Consider the following 14338-nt stretch of genomic DNA (forward strand, 5'->3'; position numbering starts at 1 on the left):
CCATCGACCGGACCACCTACAAAGCAACCATCCACATCACCATGCTCACGAGCAGCTCTTGACGCCCCGACCCCGCCCTTAACTGAACGGCGTTGCCCCTAGAACTCCACCAGCAGCTCGCGCAGGCCGCGGATCACGTACCCGTCCTGCCACTGCGGTTCGGCGACGAGCCGCAGGGGCGGTACGCCGTCCGCGAGCAGTGCGCCGAAGGAGGCGGCCAGCTCCAGCCGGGCCAGTGGTGCGCCCAGGCAGTAGTGAATGCCCGCCCCGAAGGTGATGTGCGGGTTGTCCGTGCGGACGAGGTCCAGCTCGTCGGGACGGGCGAAGCGGGCCGGGTCCCGGTTGGCCGAACCGAACAGCAGCGCCACCTCCGACCCGCGCGGGATCTTGGTGTCCCCGACCTCGATGTCGTCGAGCACCCAGCGCTCGAACATCTGCAGCGGGGTGTCGAAGCGCATCAGCTCCTCCACAGCTGTGGACAGCATGCCCGCCGGGTCGGCCCGCAGCGCCGCCAGCTGCTCCGGGTGCCGGAACAGGGTCCACCAGCCGTTGGCCGTGGTGTTCACGGTCGCCTCGTGGCCCGCGTTGAGCAGCAGCACGCAGGTGGAGACCATCTCCTGCTCGCTGAGCCGCCCGTCCTCGTCGTGCGCCGCGATCAGTGCCGAGATCAGGTCCGTGTCCGGCTCCCGCCGGCGCTCCTCGATGAGCTCGCGCAGGTACAGGTCGAACTCCACACAGGCCTGCACCGCAGCCCGCGCCGCGTCCTCGGACGGGTTGAGCTCGAACATCCCGCAGATGGCCGACGACCAGGGCCGCAGCAGCCCCCGGTCACTCTCGGGGACCCCGAGCAGCTCGGCGATGACGGCCACCGGCAGCGGCTCCGCCACGGCGGCGACCAGGTCCCCGCCCCCGTCCGCGCGCAGGCCCGCCACCAGCTCGGCGGCCATCCGACGCACGGTCGGCGCCAGCTGCTCGACCATGCGGGGCGTGAACGCCTTCGCCACCAGTCGCCGCACCCGGGCATGGTGCGGGTCCTCCAGGTCCAGCAGCCCGTTGCCGTTGAGCACCGTGAACGCGTCGTGCGCCACGGGCGGCGGCGTCCGCCCGAACTCCTCGTGCGTGAACCGGTGCAGGTACGTCCGCCCCAGCCGCCGGTCGCGCAGCAGCGCGCTCACGTCGTCGTAGTGCGGGATCAGCCACTGCCCGGTCGGCTCGAACCAGTGCGCCCGTCCCTCCCTGCGCAGCCGCGCGTAGGCGGGATAGGGATCGGCCACGAACTCGCGCGACCACGGATCGAACACAGCGCCCTCGCTCATACCCCGACGCTACCCGCTCACCGCACGGAGTTCTCGAGCCCGGCCGTGTCGATCCCGATCCCGCCCTACGACGGCGTGACCAGCCGGGCCTCGTAGGCGAAGACGGCGGCCTGGGTGCGGTCGCGCAGGCCCAGCTTCACGAGGATGCGGCTGACGTGGGTCTTGATCGTGGACTCGGCGATCACCAGACGGTCGGCGATCTCCGCGTTCGACAGGCCCTGCGCGATGAGGACCAGCACCTCCGTCTCCCGCTCGGTCAGGTCGCCCACCGCCGTGCGGTCGGTGGGGCGGGGGGCCTCCGAGAGCTTGGAGAACTCCGAGATCAGGCGCTTGGTCACCGAAGGGGCGAGCAACGCCTCGCCGGAGGCCACCACCCGCACCCCGTCGGCGAGCTGACGGGCCGAGGCGTCCTTGAGGAGGAAGCCCGAAGCACCCGCGCGCAGCGCCTGGTACACGTACTCGTCGAGGTCGAAGGTCGTCAGGACCAGCACCTTCGCGTCCGCGTCCGCCGCCACGATCTCCCGAGTGGCCTCCAGACCGTTGAGCACCGGCATCCGGATGTCCATCAGCACCACGTCCGGCCTCAACGCGGCGACCTGGGCGATCGCCTCGCGTCCGTCGACGGCCTCGCCGACCACCTCGATGTCCGGCATCGCCCCGAGCAGTACCGAGAACCCCTCGCGGACCATGACCTGGTCGTCCACGATGAGGACTTTGATCGTCATGCGCCGTCCTCGTCGGCCCGCTGCCGCACGGGTATGAACACCGCCACCTCGTATCCGCCTTCCGCCGTCGATCCGGCCGTCATCTCGCCCTCCAGCATCGCCACCCGCTCCTGCATGCCGGTGAGGCCGTGCCCCGCCCCGGGCGAGGGCCGGACGTCGCCGGTCGCCGGGCCGTTGACGATCCGCAGGCCCAGACCGCCCAGAACGTAGCTGATCTCCACCGAGGCCGAGGCACCCGGGGCGTGCCGCAGCGCGTTGCTCAGCGCCTCCTGGACGATGCGGTACGCCGACAGCTCCACGCCCTGCGGCAGGTCCCGCACCGCCCCCGTGACGGTCTTCTCCACCGTCAGCCCGGCGTCCCGCACGTTGTCCAGCAGCGTGTCCAGCACGGCCAGCGTCGGCTGGGGGGCCTCCGGGGCCTCGTAGTCCGCGGACCGGACCACGCCCAGCACCCGGCGCAGCTCCGTCAGTGCCGCCACCGCGTTCTCCCGGATGGTGGCGAAGGCCTGCTCCAGCTCCGGCGGCGGGTTCTGCACCCGGTACGGCGCCGCCTCGGCCTGGATCGCCACGACCGACATGTGGTGGGCCACCACGTCGTGCAGCTCCCGCGCGATCGTGGTGCGCTCCTCCAGCAGCGTCCGCTTGTCCCGCTCGACCGCGGTGACCTCCTGCTGGGCGGTGACCTCCTGCTCGGCCTCGCGCCGGATGTGCACCACGGACACCACCAGCATGGCGATGCCGGAGGCCAAGGTCATCTCGCCGGTGTTCCCCACGGTGCCGTAGACGTTCGACACGTAGGACAGCCCGGCGCCGAGACCCATCGTCATCAGCCACATCCAGCCGGCTGCCCGATGGGTGGTGCGCAGGGCCACCACGGTCATCACCGTCAGGTGCGCGAGGAACGAGGACGGGGTCCAGGGCCAGCCCCAGCCGTTGCCGAACACCGCGAGCACCATGGAGACGAGGACGGACAACCACCAGGCGGCCAAGGGCCGGATCAGGGTCGTGGCCACGGCCGCCGCCGGCAGCAGCCCCGTCAGGGCCCAGCCGACGGGGCCCATCGTGTACGAGCCGAAGACGAAGGCGAGCCACAGTATGAACAGGGCTGTCCCCAGGACGGCCGCGTGCGGCGCCCACGCCGAGTACCGGCGCAGACGCTCCGGGAGCAGCTGCGTGAGTGGGCCGCTCTTGGACCTAGGGCTCAACGGTCGGTAGGCGAAGGTGTTCGTGAACATCTCGCGCCGCAGGTTCCCCAGGACGTCCCTGACGACGCGCAGCTCAGGAGGTGGAGTCTGCTGTGTCCGGGTCCCCCCGGCGGCCATGTCGGTCATGGTCGAAACCGTAGGCCGCCGCCCCCTTCGACCGCGTCGGGCCCCAAGGGGATTTCCCCGGGTCCCCCTCAAGTACTACGTCGTCCGCTCAGTAGCCCGTCGGACGGATCAGGCCGGTTTCGTAGGCGTGCACGGCGGCCTGCGTGCGGTCGCGCAGGTTCAACTTCACCAGGATCCGGCTCACGTGCGTCTTCACCGTCTGCTCGGCCACCATCAGCTGCTGGGCGATCTCCGCGTTGGACAGGCCCTGGGCGACCAGGACCAGCACTTCCGTCTCCCGTTCGGTCAGCTCGCCCAGCCGCTCCTTCAGCGGCCCCCTGGGTGCGCCCATCCGGGAGAACTCGGTGATCAGCCGCTTGGTGATGTTGGGGGCGAGCAGTGCCTCACCGGCCGCGATGACCCGCACGGCCTCCGCGAGCTGCTCGGCGGAGGCGTCCTTGAGGAGGAACCCGGACGCGCCGGAGCGGAGCGCCTCGTACACGTACTCGTCGAGGTCGAAGGTGGTCAGCACCAGCACCTTCACCGTGGAGCCCGGGGCGCCCGTGATGCGGGCGGTGGCCTCGATGCCGCCCACGCCCGGCATGCGGATGTCCATCAGCACCACGTCCGGGCCGAGTTCGGCGACCTTCTCGATCGCGTCGGCGCCGTCGACGGCCTGGCCGACCACCTCGATGTCGGGCTGGGCGTTGAGCAGCACGGTGAAGCCCTGCCGGACCATCACCTGGTCGTCGGCGATCATCACGCGGATCGGAGTCGTGGTCATTCCTGGTCCTTGTCGGGCCGTGGGGCGGGCGGGGAAGCGGGCGGGGAAGCGGGCGGGGAAGCGGTGGCGGTCGGGACGGCGGCGCGGACGGGCGCCGCGCCGGACGGGGCGGCGGGGGCGTCGACGGGCAGGACGGCGGTCACCTCGTACCCGCCGCCGGGGCGAGGTCCGGCGGCCAGTTCACCGCCCAGCATCCCGGCCCGCTCACGCATGCCGAGCAGTCCGTGCCCGGCCCCGGGAGACGGCGGCGCGGCCGTCGTGGGCGCCGTGTTGGCCACGCACACGTGCAGCTCACGGGGCCCGTACGCGATGCCCACCTCGACGTGCGAACCGGGAGCGTGACGAAGGCAGTTGCTCAGCGCCTCCTGGATGATGCGGTACGCGGTGAGCTCGGCGCCCGGGCCGAGCGGACGGGCGATCCCGGCCCGCTCGACGGCCACGTCCAGACCGGCCCCGCGGACGTTGTCCACCAGCGCGTCCAGATCGGCCAGGGTGGGCTGCGGATGGTGCGGGTCGGCCGGGTCCTCGGGGTCCTCCGAGCGCAGCACGCCGAGGACGCGGCGGAGTTCGGTGAGGGCCTCCAGCGCGTTCCCCCGGATCCCCGCCAGGTTCTCCTTCAGCTCGTCGGAGGGGTTCTCCACCAGGTGCGGGGCCACCTGCGCCTGGATGGAGATGACGGACATGTGGTGGGCCACCACGTCGTGCAGCTCGCGCGCGATGCGGCTGCGCTCCTCCAGCAGGGTGCGCCGGGCCCGCTCCTCGGCCGTCAGCGACTCCTGCTCGACCAGCTGGGTGCGCGCCACCCGGCGGGCCCGCAGGGCCGAGCCGAGGACGACGGTCAGCCCGAAGTAGACGACGGCCTGGGACACGGTGTGCCGGTAGCCGACCCCGAAGCCGTTGACCAGGACCGCGAGGTAGCCCCAGCCCACCGAGACCGCCAGCACCTCCACCGCGATCCGGGGCCGGACCCGCAGGGACACCAGGAGCAGTACCAGGCCGTGCAGCGTCAGGTTCGCGTACGTCCAGGGCCACGCGTGATCCCCGACCCGGGTCGCGGCGAGCACCGTGACGGTGGCCGACGCCAGCGACAGCCAGAAGCCGGCGAGCGGCCGGGACATGGCCACCAGGACGCCGAGGCCCTGGGTGACCAGCGCGAGGATGACCAACTCCGGCTGCAGGTGGTACATGTTGAACAGCTGGTCCCCGTACGCGAGCGTCAGGTAGAAGCCGAGGAGGCACACGCCCACGTGGGGCAGCCGGGCCAGCCAGCGCGGCCGGGACATCCGCGGCAGCGGGTCCCGCCCCAGCGTGAACAGGTCCTGCCTCAGGGTGCGAACCACCGTGCGCTCCAGGGCGCGCACGGTCTGACCGGCCCAGTCGAGGGCGGTCCCCATCTCCTCGGGGTCCCGGGGCGGCACCTGCGCGGGCTTCGGGGGCTTCGTCTCCTCGGGGCTCACGCCGTCCAGCCTATGCATGGCTGTCGTCCCGGACGGCCGCCAGGTTCCCGCGAACGATCACGGATCCCCCGCGGCTGCGACGCCGACCGCCCTGCTCGTACGTACGGAACGCGGTCCAGCACACCAGCAGCGCCAGCAAGAACACCGGCAGCCAGGCCAGGCGGGCGGGTATCCACCCCGGGCCGTCGGGCACGGTGTGCAGCCCCGGCAGCCGCGTGCCGAACAGCAGGCCGGTCGCGGTGACGGCCATCATCGCGGTCTGGTGCCAGAGGAACACCGTCATCGCGGACAGGTTCAGCAGCGCCACCCCGGCCCAGGCGGCGGGCCGGCGCATCAGCCGGGCCAGCGGCTCGCGCACCAGCAGCGCCAGGCCGCACTGGGCCAGGCCGAAGCAGACCGCGGCGAGCGTGGGCGGGTTGAGATTGGAGACCTCCGCTCCCGGGACGCCCACCATGGCGGCCGGGTAGCCGCCCCACGCGACCAGCACGGCGGTCGTCGCGGCCCCGCCGGCCAGCAGAAGTGCGGCCGGCCGCCGCCGGGCGAACGCCCCGCGCGCCCAGGCGGCTCCCAGGCAGTAGGGCACCAGCCAACCCGCGGCCACGTTGATCCACCCCAGCCAGGCGGGCCCGCCGAGCGCGAACCGGCCCAGGTCCACCGCCACCACCACGGCCAGCGTCCACACCGGACCGAGCCGGGCCACCAGCGGTGTGGCGGCGGTCAGAGCGGCGAAGACCAGCAGGAACCACAGCGGGGAGAGCACCAGCTGGAGGAGCGTGTGCAAGGTGTCCCGGTCCACACCGGCCGCCAGCATCGAGCCCGCCGCCACCGTCCATACGACGAGCACGGCGACCACCGGCCGGAACAGCCGGCCGAGCCGGCTCCCGGCCCATGTCCCGTACGACACCCCGCGGGCGCGCGCCGACGCGTACCCCTTGGCGGCCACGTGCCCGCCGACCATGAAGAACACGGCCAGGGTCTGGAACACCCAGGACACCGGGGCCAGCCACGGCATGTGCGCCAGCGGACTGGTGCCGCGCAGCGCACCGTCGGCCGTGGTCAACGCCGTCACCAGCCAGTGCCCGAGCACCACGCCGAGGATGGCGAAGGCCCGCAGCGCGTCGACCGACCGGTCGCGGTCGACGGGCGTGACGGCGTCTATCCGGTGTACGAGGTCGTGCAGCGAGCGCATGGGAGCCTCCGGGTGGATGGGTGGATGGGTGGATGGGTGGATGGGGGATGGATGGCCGGATGTGGGTCAGTCGTGGGCCGGGGAGCGGCCCGCGGCTATGCGGGTGAGCTGGTCCAGCGCGAAGCTGCCGGGCTTGAGGTAGTCGCTGTGGCCGCCCGAGCCGGCCGGGAACACCCGCGCCCCGAAAGCCGGATCCACGGGATCCGTGCCGAACCCCACCGCCGTACCCGGCAGTTCGAGGAGGAGGTGCGGCACGTTCGCGATCCAGTCGTCGGCGCCCCGTCCGGCCCAGACGCGGGCCGAGGTGGGCAGCTGAGCGGCCCGGTCGACGCCCGTGCCCGGGCTCCCGAACAGCGCCACGTCGGTGACCGACGCCGGCGTCGCCGTCCGCGCGCAGACCACCGAGCCGTACGAATGGCACAGCAGCGCCACACGGGTGCCGTGCGGCGTGAGCCGCCCGAGCTCGTCCAGGAACGGCTCCAGCGCACCGGCCGCGTCGTCCGCCCGCCCGCTGGTGAGCACGCTCGGGCTGACCGTCCCCGGGGTCTCGTACCCGAGCCAGGCCACCACCGCGACCCGCCCCTGCCCCTGGGCCCGCAGCCGCTCGGACAGTGCGCGCGCTCCCTCCCGGAAGCGCCGGTAGGTGTCGAGCGTGGTGTCGGAGCCCGGCACCAGCACCGCGACCCGCTCGGCGCGGGACAGGTCGCCGAACACCTCGACGACCCGCCCCTCGCCGCGCCCGTCGAAGGAGAGGAGGTTCCCGCCGGCGAGCTCGAGCAGCTTCACGGCCCGGCTGCCGCGCCCGTCCTCCTCGGCCATCCGCGCGGCGGCGATGACGTTGGCCCGGTTCGCCGCGTACCGCGCCGCGGGCGGCGCCGCATCCGCGAACCGCACGGGGGCGGGCGCGGGCGCACTGGGCAGTGCGGCCGCGGACACGGGAGCGGCGACGGCGCCCGCGACGAGTGCGGCCGACAGCGCGCGGCGCAGGCGGCCGAGTCGAACGGTGCGGGGCGTCATGGCAGTCCTCCGGATCCGGGCCCGGGTCGCCCAATGCGCCCCGTGGAAACCGAAGTTACGAACCACCCCTGCTCGTTCGCGTCACACTGCGGAGCCGCCTTTCCGCGTAGCTCTCAGGTATGACGTGGGTGACCCGCACCCTCGCCGAGGTCACCCGTGCCGGCCCGGCCGGCAGCCGGCGCGAGCGGCGGACCGGCGGCGGAACCGGCGGCGGTCCGCGCCCCCCGCCGGATTGTGTCGATGTCAATAAGCGTGCAAGCAAAGCCTGTTGTGCCCGAACGCGCTTGTGCATGCTGCCGCTCATGGAGCCGTTGAGCGTCGTACAGGAGCTGTGGGAACGGATCGGGGCGCAGGACTGGGCGCGGGTCGCCGAGCTGATCGCGCAGGACGCGGTCATCGAATGGCCGGTGAGCGGGGAGCGGATCGTCGGGCGGGCCAACTTCGTGGCCGTGAACAGGGAGCACCTCGACAGCCGGGTGGTCGACGAGTGGGCGGTCCGGGTGCTGCGCATCGTCGCGCAGGGCGAGGCGGTGGTCTCCGAGGTCGAGGTCCCGCAGGACCACGTCGTCTACCGGGGCGTCTCGCTGTGGACGGTCCGCGACGGCGAGATCGTCGCCGGTCGCGAGTACTGGACCAGCCCGGGGCAGGACCCCGCGGCCCCGTGGCGCGCCGGGTACGTGGAGCGGTTGGACCTGCCGCGGGAGGGCGCCGCGGCCGGGGACCGGGACGGCGGCCGACCCGTCGCGGGCGAGCGGGCGGCCTGACCGCCCGTCCTGGACCGCCCGCCCTGCCCGCCCGTCCTGGACCGCCCGTCCTGGACCGCCCGTCCTCCACCGCCCGTCCGCGACCGTCTCTCCTGGACCGCCCCTCCTCGACCTCCTTCGTGGTCCGCCTTCGGCAAACCACCCTTCTGGCCTGCCGGGCACCACTACCGTGTTCCGCCTGCGAGTTGTGAGTCCCGGGGGGATGCCATGATCGTGCGACTCGACCTGCCCGGCGACGAGGCCGGCGACGAACTGCGGCAGCTGCAGGGATGGCTGCGCGCCGACGAGGACCTCGCCGGCATCACCGTCACCGGCCGCCAGGCCCCGGCCCGGGACGGCGAGATGGGTCCCGCCCTGGAGGCCCTCCACCTGGTGCTGGAGCCCCAGGGCCTGCTCACCGCCGTCGCCGCGTCCGTCGGCACGTGGGCCAGCACCCGCCGCCGGGCCGTGCGCATCCGCGTCCGCAGCGGCGAGAAGGAGGTGGAGATCGACGCGCCCCGCCTCGCGGACCCGGACGAGGTGGCCCGACGCATCCTCCGCGAACTGGAGGGGCGGTGAGCCCGTTCCACGGAGCCGCCGTCCTGCGCACGCTCCCGTCCTTCACCTCCGCCCGTGCCGTGCTGGTCGGCACCGGTACGTACGTACCCGGCCGCCTCGCACCCATCCCGCACTCGCTGCGCAACATCCACGGCCTGGCCGACGTCCTCACCGACGGCGTGCGGGGCGGCTTCGCCCGGCACCACGTGGCGCTCGTGCCCGACCCCGACCGGCCCGAGGAGATCATGCGGCCGGTCCAGGAGGCCGCGGAGCAGGCGCAGGAGGCCCTGCTGGTCTACTACAGCGGGCACGGCCTCCTGGAGAACGACAGCCAGGACCTGCACCTCAGCCTCACGACCAGCGAGCCCGGCAAGGCGTGGACGAGCCTGCCGTTCGGGTACCTGGCGGAGGCCCTCAAGGAGTCCCGGGCCACCGTCAAGATCGTCATCCTCGACTGCTGCTTCAGCGGCCGCGCGCACGCGGGCCTCATGGGCGACGAATCCCGGCTGATCATGGACCAGTTGGCGCACCGCGGCCTCTACTGCCTGACCTCCGCCCCGGAGACCAAGCGTTCCCTCGCGCCCGCGGGGGAGACGTACAGCGCCTTCACCGGCTGCCTGCTGACCACCATGGAGAACGGCGTCGCCGACGCCGGACCCGTCCTGCGGATGGGCGACCTGTGGGCGGAGGTGTACCGCCGCATGCGCGCCACCAGGTACCCGCTCCCGGAGCAGAGCAGCAAGAAGAACGCCGCCGACTTCCCGCTCGTCGCCAACAAGGCGTACGTCCCCCCGCCGCCACCCCCGCCCACCCCGGTCGAAGCCACCCCGGCCTCCCGTCCCGCGCCCACCCCGCGCCCGCGTGCGACGACCCCCACGGGACGGCTCGCCTTCGACACCGTCTCCGGTGGCGGCTACGACATCGAGAAGGTGCACGCCGAGATCGACGGCATCCTGGCCGGGGTCTCGCACCCCGACCACTGGCGCCGGGTCAGACCGCCGTACTTCCCGAGGGTGTCCGGCAAGGGCCGCCACGGCTTCGACTCCCAGCAGGTGGACGCCTACGTCGAGCAGCACCGCCGCGAACCCACCACCTTCGTCGACGCACTGCGCGTGGTGCTGATCCGCCAGGACATGGCGCTCGTGTCGGACGGGGAGGCGGGCGGCCGCAAGATCGCCAAACTGGGCAGGAAGTGCGGTCTCGCCGCCGACGAGCGCCTGATCGGCTACGTCAAGTCCTCCTGGTACGACTCGCACTCGACCGAGTTCGCCTGCTCCGACCGCTGCCTGTGCCTGGCGGACCTCGCGCGCGGCCTCGTGCGCGTCCCGTACGCCGAGCTGCCCGCGGTCGGCGTGTCCAGCGCGACCAGGACGGAGACCTGGTCGGGCAGCACGGACCAGGGAGGCTTCGGCGGCGAGTCGACGATCGTGACCACGACGGTGAGGTACGGCGGCGGACGCGTCGAGTTCCGCGAAGGCCTCGGGACGCCGCTCCTCCATGCCCTCCAGGGGGTCCGGCGGGGCATGGCGGACCTCGCCCTGCGCCACCCGGAGTGGTTCGGCGGGCCGGGCCCGTCCGGGCCCCACGTCCCGGTGTCCCGCTAGGGCTCCTTCGTGTAGACCAGCGGCGCCTTCCCGCTGCCGACCAACTCCCGCTCCAGACTCCCGTCCGCCCGCAGCGTCAGCCGGCTCCACGGACCGGGCCCGCAGGTCACCGGGTCACCGGCGGTCACGGTCGACGGGTCGAGCTCGACCGGCGGTCCGGCCGAGCGCAGGGGCGCGGTCCAGGTGCACGTGTACGCCGGGTCCGTCTTGGCCAGGGTCATCACCGGCGCCCCGACCCCGCCCGCGCGCAGCGTCAGCCGCCAGGTTCCGGCGGAGGAGCGCCAACTGCCCAGGTAGGAGGCCGGGATCCCGCTGTCCGGAGCGGCTCCGGCAGCGCTGCCGGCCGCCGTCCCGCCGGTCCCCGAGGCCGCCCCGGCCGCCCCGGCGGCCCCCTCCGGCGACGACGGGTCGACCGTGGGCGTCGTACCGGAGGGGGATCCCGTACGCCCGAGCGGGCCCGGCGCGGCGGAGTCGCCGTGCCCGTGCCATCCGCCGCTCACGAACCCGTACACCGTGCCACCCGCAAGTACCGCGACCACCAGCGCCACCCCCACCAGGAACACCGTCGAGCCGGTCCGCCGGGGTGCGGGCCCCGCGGCCGGCGGGCCCGCGGGCAGGGTGCCGAAGCCCCGGTACGCCCCGTAGCCCCCGTAATCCCCCTGACCCGCGGCCGGCGGCCCGAAGCCCCCCGGTACCGTCCCCGAGACCGCCCCCGACGCGGACCCCGCGACCGCCCCCGCCCCACCCACGCCGACGCCCCACCCCGCCGACCCCGCCGCAGCGGTCGGACCGTACGGCGGAGCCGGCCGGTGCGGGGCGGGCGGGTACGGCGCCGGGGCCTCGGCCACGGGCATCGTGTCCTCCCGTACCGGCATCGTGTCCTCCCGTACGGGCCCCGCGTCCTCCCGTTCCAGCAGCCGGACCGCGTGCCGCCCCAGTTGCGCCACCAACGCCCCCGGCAGCCACGGCTCCAGCGCCCGCCCGTCGGCCACCGTGTCCCCGGCCCCGACCCGCGCCAGGACGTCGGCCGGGCTGGGCCGCGCCGCAGGGTCCTTGTGCAGGCAGTCCCGCACCAGCCCCCGCAGCGACTCCGGTACGCCGCCCAGGTCGGGCTCCCGCTCCGCGATCCGCAGCAGCAGCGCGGCCAGCCCGCCGGGGCCGCCCGTGGCCTCCCCGAAGGGCAGCGCCCCGGACACCGCGTAGGCGAGCACGGACCCGAGGCAGAAGACGTCGCAGGCGGGCGTCACCGGCTCGCCCCGCACCTGTTCCGGCGCCATGAAACCCGGCGAACCCACGATCTCCCCGGTCCTGGTCAGCCCCGCGTCCGCGGTGGCGTCCCCGGTCAGGGCCCGGGCGATGCCGAAGTCGATGACCCGGGGCCCGTCGATGGTCACGAGCACGTTCGAGGGCTTCAGGTCGCGGTGGATCAGCCCGGCGGCGTGGATGTCCTGGAGGGCGTGGGCCAGCCCGGCCGCCAGGATGCGCGCGGAGCGTTCCGGCAGGGGGCCGTGGTCGCGGTCGACCACCGTGCGCAGGCTGGGCCCGGCGACGTACCCGGTGGCCAGCCACGGCACCGGTGCCTCCGTGTCCGCGTCGAGCACGGGGGCGGTCCACCGGCCGCCCACCCGGCGCGCGGCCGCCACTTCCTGGCGGAACCGTTCGCGGAACTCCGGCCGCCGGGCGAGCTCCTGGTGGACGAGCTTCACGGCGACGGTGCGGCCGCGCGGCGACCGGGCCAGGTAGACCCGGCCCATGCCGCCCTCGCCGAGCCGGGCCAGCAGCCGGTGGCCGCCGATCTGTTGAGGGTCCCCGAAAGCGAGCTGGTCCATGGCCGTGCGGTCCTTCCCCCTGAGGACGTGCCGACCGGGCCGACGGTACTCCGGACCCCGTCCGGCCGCAGCTGCCCGGGCAGTACGGATGACGCGGTAGGAAGGACGCACGGCACGGGCCGTCCAGTTGCGCGTGCCGTCGGCGAGCCGGTGGACGCCGATCCGACGGCACCCTCGGCGACCACCTGTACGGCCGCCCGAACCAGACGGCCCCGAAGCACCTGCACGGCTGACCCGAGCGGCGGACCGCGGCCGGCCCCGGCCGCCACCGCCGCACGGACTCCGGACACGGGGGTCCGGAAACCGGGGGCCGTCCCGGCAGACACACTGCCGAGGCGGCCCCCCTCCCGGCCGACAGGACGCCGATACCGCGTCCCACCTGTGCACTTTTAGCCTGGAGGGCATGACCCCTCAGCCCGACCCGCAGACCGGCGCGGCCGTCAAGGCCGCCGACCGCGCGCACGTCTTCCACTCCTGGTCCGCCCAGGCCCTGATCGACCCACTTGCCGTGGCCGGCGCCGAGGGGTCGTACTTCTGGGACTACGACGGCAACCGCTACCTCGACTTCGCCTCCCAGCTGGTCAACACCAACATCGGCCACCAGCACCCCAAGGTCGTCGCCGCCATCCAGGAGCAGGCCGCGAAGCTCTGCACCCTGGCCCCCGGCTTCGCCGTCGAGTCCCGGTCCGAGGCCGCCCGGCTGATCGCCGAGCGCACCCCCGGCGACCTCGACAAGATCTTCTTCACCAACGGCGGCGCCGAGGCCGTGGAGAACGCCATCCGCATGGCGCGCCTGCACACCGGCCGCCACAAGGTGCTGAGCACCTACCGCTCGTACCACGGCGCCACCGCGACCGCGATCAACCTCACCGGCGACCCGCGCCGCTGGGCCTCCGACACGGGTGCGGCCGGCGTGGTGCACTTCTGGGGACCGTTCCTGTACCGGTCGCCGTTCCACGCCACCACCGAGGCGGAGGAGTGCGAGCGCGCCCTGCGCCACCTCGAGGACCTGGTCGCCTTCGAGGGCCCGGCGTCGATCGCCGCGATCATCCTGGAGACCGTGCCCGGCACCGCCGGCATCATGGTCCCGCCGGCCGGCTACCTCGCGGGCGTGCGCGAGATCTGCGACCGCTACGGCATCGTCTTCGTCCTCGACGAGGTCATGGCGGGCTTCGGCCGCACCGGCAAGTGGTTCGCCGCCGAGCACTGGGACGTCACCCCGGACCTGCTCACCTTCGCCAAGGGCGTCAACTCGGGCTACGTCCCGCTGGGCGGCGTCGCCATCTCGGCGGCCGTCGCCGAGACCTTCGCGACCCGGGCCTACCCGGGCGGTCTGACGTACTCCGGGCACCCGCTGGCCTGCGGCGCGGCCGTCGCGACGATCAACACCATGGCGGAGGAGGGCACCGTCGAGAACGCGGCCCGGCTTGGCGAGGACGTCATCGGCCCCGGCCTGCGCGAGCTGGCCGAGCGCCACCCGTCGGTGGGCGAGGTGCGCGGTCTCGGCGCCTTCTGGGCGCTGGAGCTGGTCAAGGACCGGGAGACCCGCGAGCCGCTGGTCCCGTACAACGCGGCGGGCGCGGACAACGCGCCGATGGCCGAGTTCACGGCGGCCTGCAAGAAGTCGGGCCTGTGGCCCTTCGTGAACATGAACCGCACCCACGTCGTCCCCGCCTGCAACATCTCCGACGCGGAGGCGAAGGAGGGCCTGGCGCTCCTCGACGAGGCCCTGACGGTCGCCGACCGGCACACCACCTCGGGCTGATCACCCGGTGCCGCGCTCCGCTGCCCTGGCCTAAGGTGTCC

Annotated in this window: 12 protein-coding genes; 4 read left to right on the forward strand and 8 right to left on the reverse strand. The window is 73.7% G+C overall.

Going from position 1 to position 14338, the window contains the following annotated elements:
- Positions 1–98: 98 nt before the first annotated feature.
- From ACIQCH_RS16025 to ACIQCH_RS16055, 7 genes are all read right to left on the reverse strand, one after another.
- Positions 99–1316, reverse strand: coding sequence for a cytochrome P450 (locus tag ACIQCH_RS16025; protein ID WP_402581288.1), 1218 nt, complete (start codon positions 1314–1316; stop codon positions 99–101).
- Positions 1317–1381: 65 nt separating this feature from the next.
- Positions 1382–2041: a response regulator gene (locus tag ACIQCH_RS16030; RefSeq protein WP_402581289.1), complete on the reverse strand. Its 660-nt coding sequence runs from the start codon at positions 2039–2041 to the stop codon at positions 1382–1384.
- On the reverse strand, positions 2038–3372 hold the full coding sequence (locus tag ACIQCH_RS16035) for a sensor histidine kinase (protein WP_402581290.1): 1335 nt from the start codon (positions 3370–3372) through the stop codon (positions 2038–2040). Before ACIQCH_RS16035 ends, ACIQCH_RS16030 begins: the two co-directional genes overlap by 4 nt.
- Before the next feature lie 88 nt (positions 3373–3460).
- Entirely contained in the window at positions 3461–4135 is a 675-nt protein-coding gene (locus tag ACIQCH_RS16040; protein ID WP_402581291.1) for a response regulator, read from the reverse strand.
- Positions 4132–5529 (reverse strand): sensor histidine kinase, encoded by a 1398-nt coding sequence (locus ACIQCH_RS16045; protein ID WP_402581428.1) that lies wholly within the window; start codon positions 5527–5529, stop codon positions 4132–4134. Before ACIQCH_RS16045 ends, ACIQCH_RS16040 begins: the two co-directional genes overlap by 4 nt.
- Before the next feature lie 73 nt (positions 5530–5602).
- Positions 5603–6781 carry an acyltransferase gene (locus tag ACIQCH_RS16050; protein ID WP_402581292.1) on the reverse strand — a complete coding sequence of 393 codons (1179 nt, stop codon included), beginning with the start codon at positions 6779–6781 and terminating at the stop codon, positions 5603–5605.
- Positions 6782–6847: 66 nt separating this feature from the next.
- Complete coding sequence (locus tag ACIQCH_RS16055) at positions 6848–7798, reverse strand: alpha/beta hydrolase (RefSeq protein ID WP_402581293.1); 951 nt, start codon at positions 7796–7798, stop codon at positions 6848–6850.
- 302 nt (positions 7799–8100) lie between these two features.
- Between ACIQCH_RS16055 and ACIQCH_RS16060 the strand changes: the two genes are divergently transcribed.
- The 3 genes from ACIQCH_RS16060 (at position 8101) to ACIQCH_RS16070 (ending at position 10703) form a co-directional block, all read left to right on the forward strand.
- Positions 8101–8562, forward strand: a complete 462-nt coding sequence (locus ACIQCH_RS16060) for a nuclear transport factor 2 family protein (protein ID WP_402581294.1) — start codon at positions 8101–8103, stop codon at positions 8560–8562.
- A gap of 207 nt (positions 8563–8769) precedes the next feature.
- Positions 8770–9120 (forward strand): hypothetical protein, encoded by a 351-nt coding sequence (locus ACIQCH_RS16065; protein WP_402581295.1) that lies wholly within the window; start codon positions 8770–8772, stop codon positions 9118–9120.
- The gene (locus ACIQCH_RS16070) at positions 9117–10703 is read left to right on the forward strand and encodes a caspase family protein (RefSeq protein ID WP_402581296.1); all 1587 of its coding nucleotides are present in this window, start codon (positions 9117–9119) and stop codon (positions 10701–10703) included. The genes ACIQCH_RS16065 and ACIQCH_RS16070 overlap by 4 nt, the downstream gene beginning before the upstream one ends.
- On the opposite strand, the gene ACIQCH_RS16075 is transcribed toward ACIQCH_RS16070, so the two are convergent.
- Positions 10700–12532 carry a serine/threonine-protein kinase gene (locus ACIQCH_RS16075; protein ID WP_402581297.1) on the reverse strand — a complete coding sequence of 611 codons (1833 nt, stop codon included), beginning with the start codon at positions 12530–12532 and terminating at the stop codon, positions 10700–10702. The genes ACIQCH_RS16070 and ACIQCH_RS16075 overlap by 4 nt on opposite strands.
- Positions 12533–12935: 403 nt before the next feature.
- Between ACIQCH_RS16075 and ACIQCH_RS16080 the strand changes: the two genes are divergently transcribed.
- Positions 12936–14297 carry an aspartate aminotransferase family protein gene (locus ACIQCH_RS16080; protein WP_402581298.1) on the forward strand — a complete coding sequence of 454 codons (1362 nt, stop codon included), beginning with the start codon at positions 12936–12938 and terminating at the stop codon, positions 14295–14297.
- Positions 14298–14338 lie beyond the last annotated feature (41 nt).

The sequence above is a fragment of the Streptomyces sp. NPDC093225 genome (assembly GCF_044753805.1).
In the GTDB taxonomy this organism is placed as follows: Bacteria; Actinomycetota; Actinomycetes; order Streptomycetales; family Streptomycetaceae; genus Streptomyces.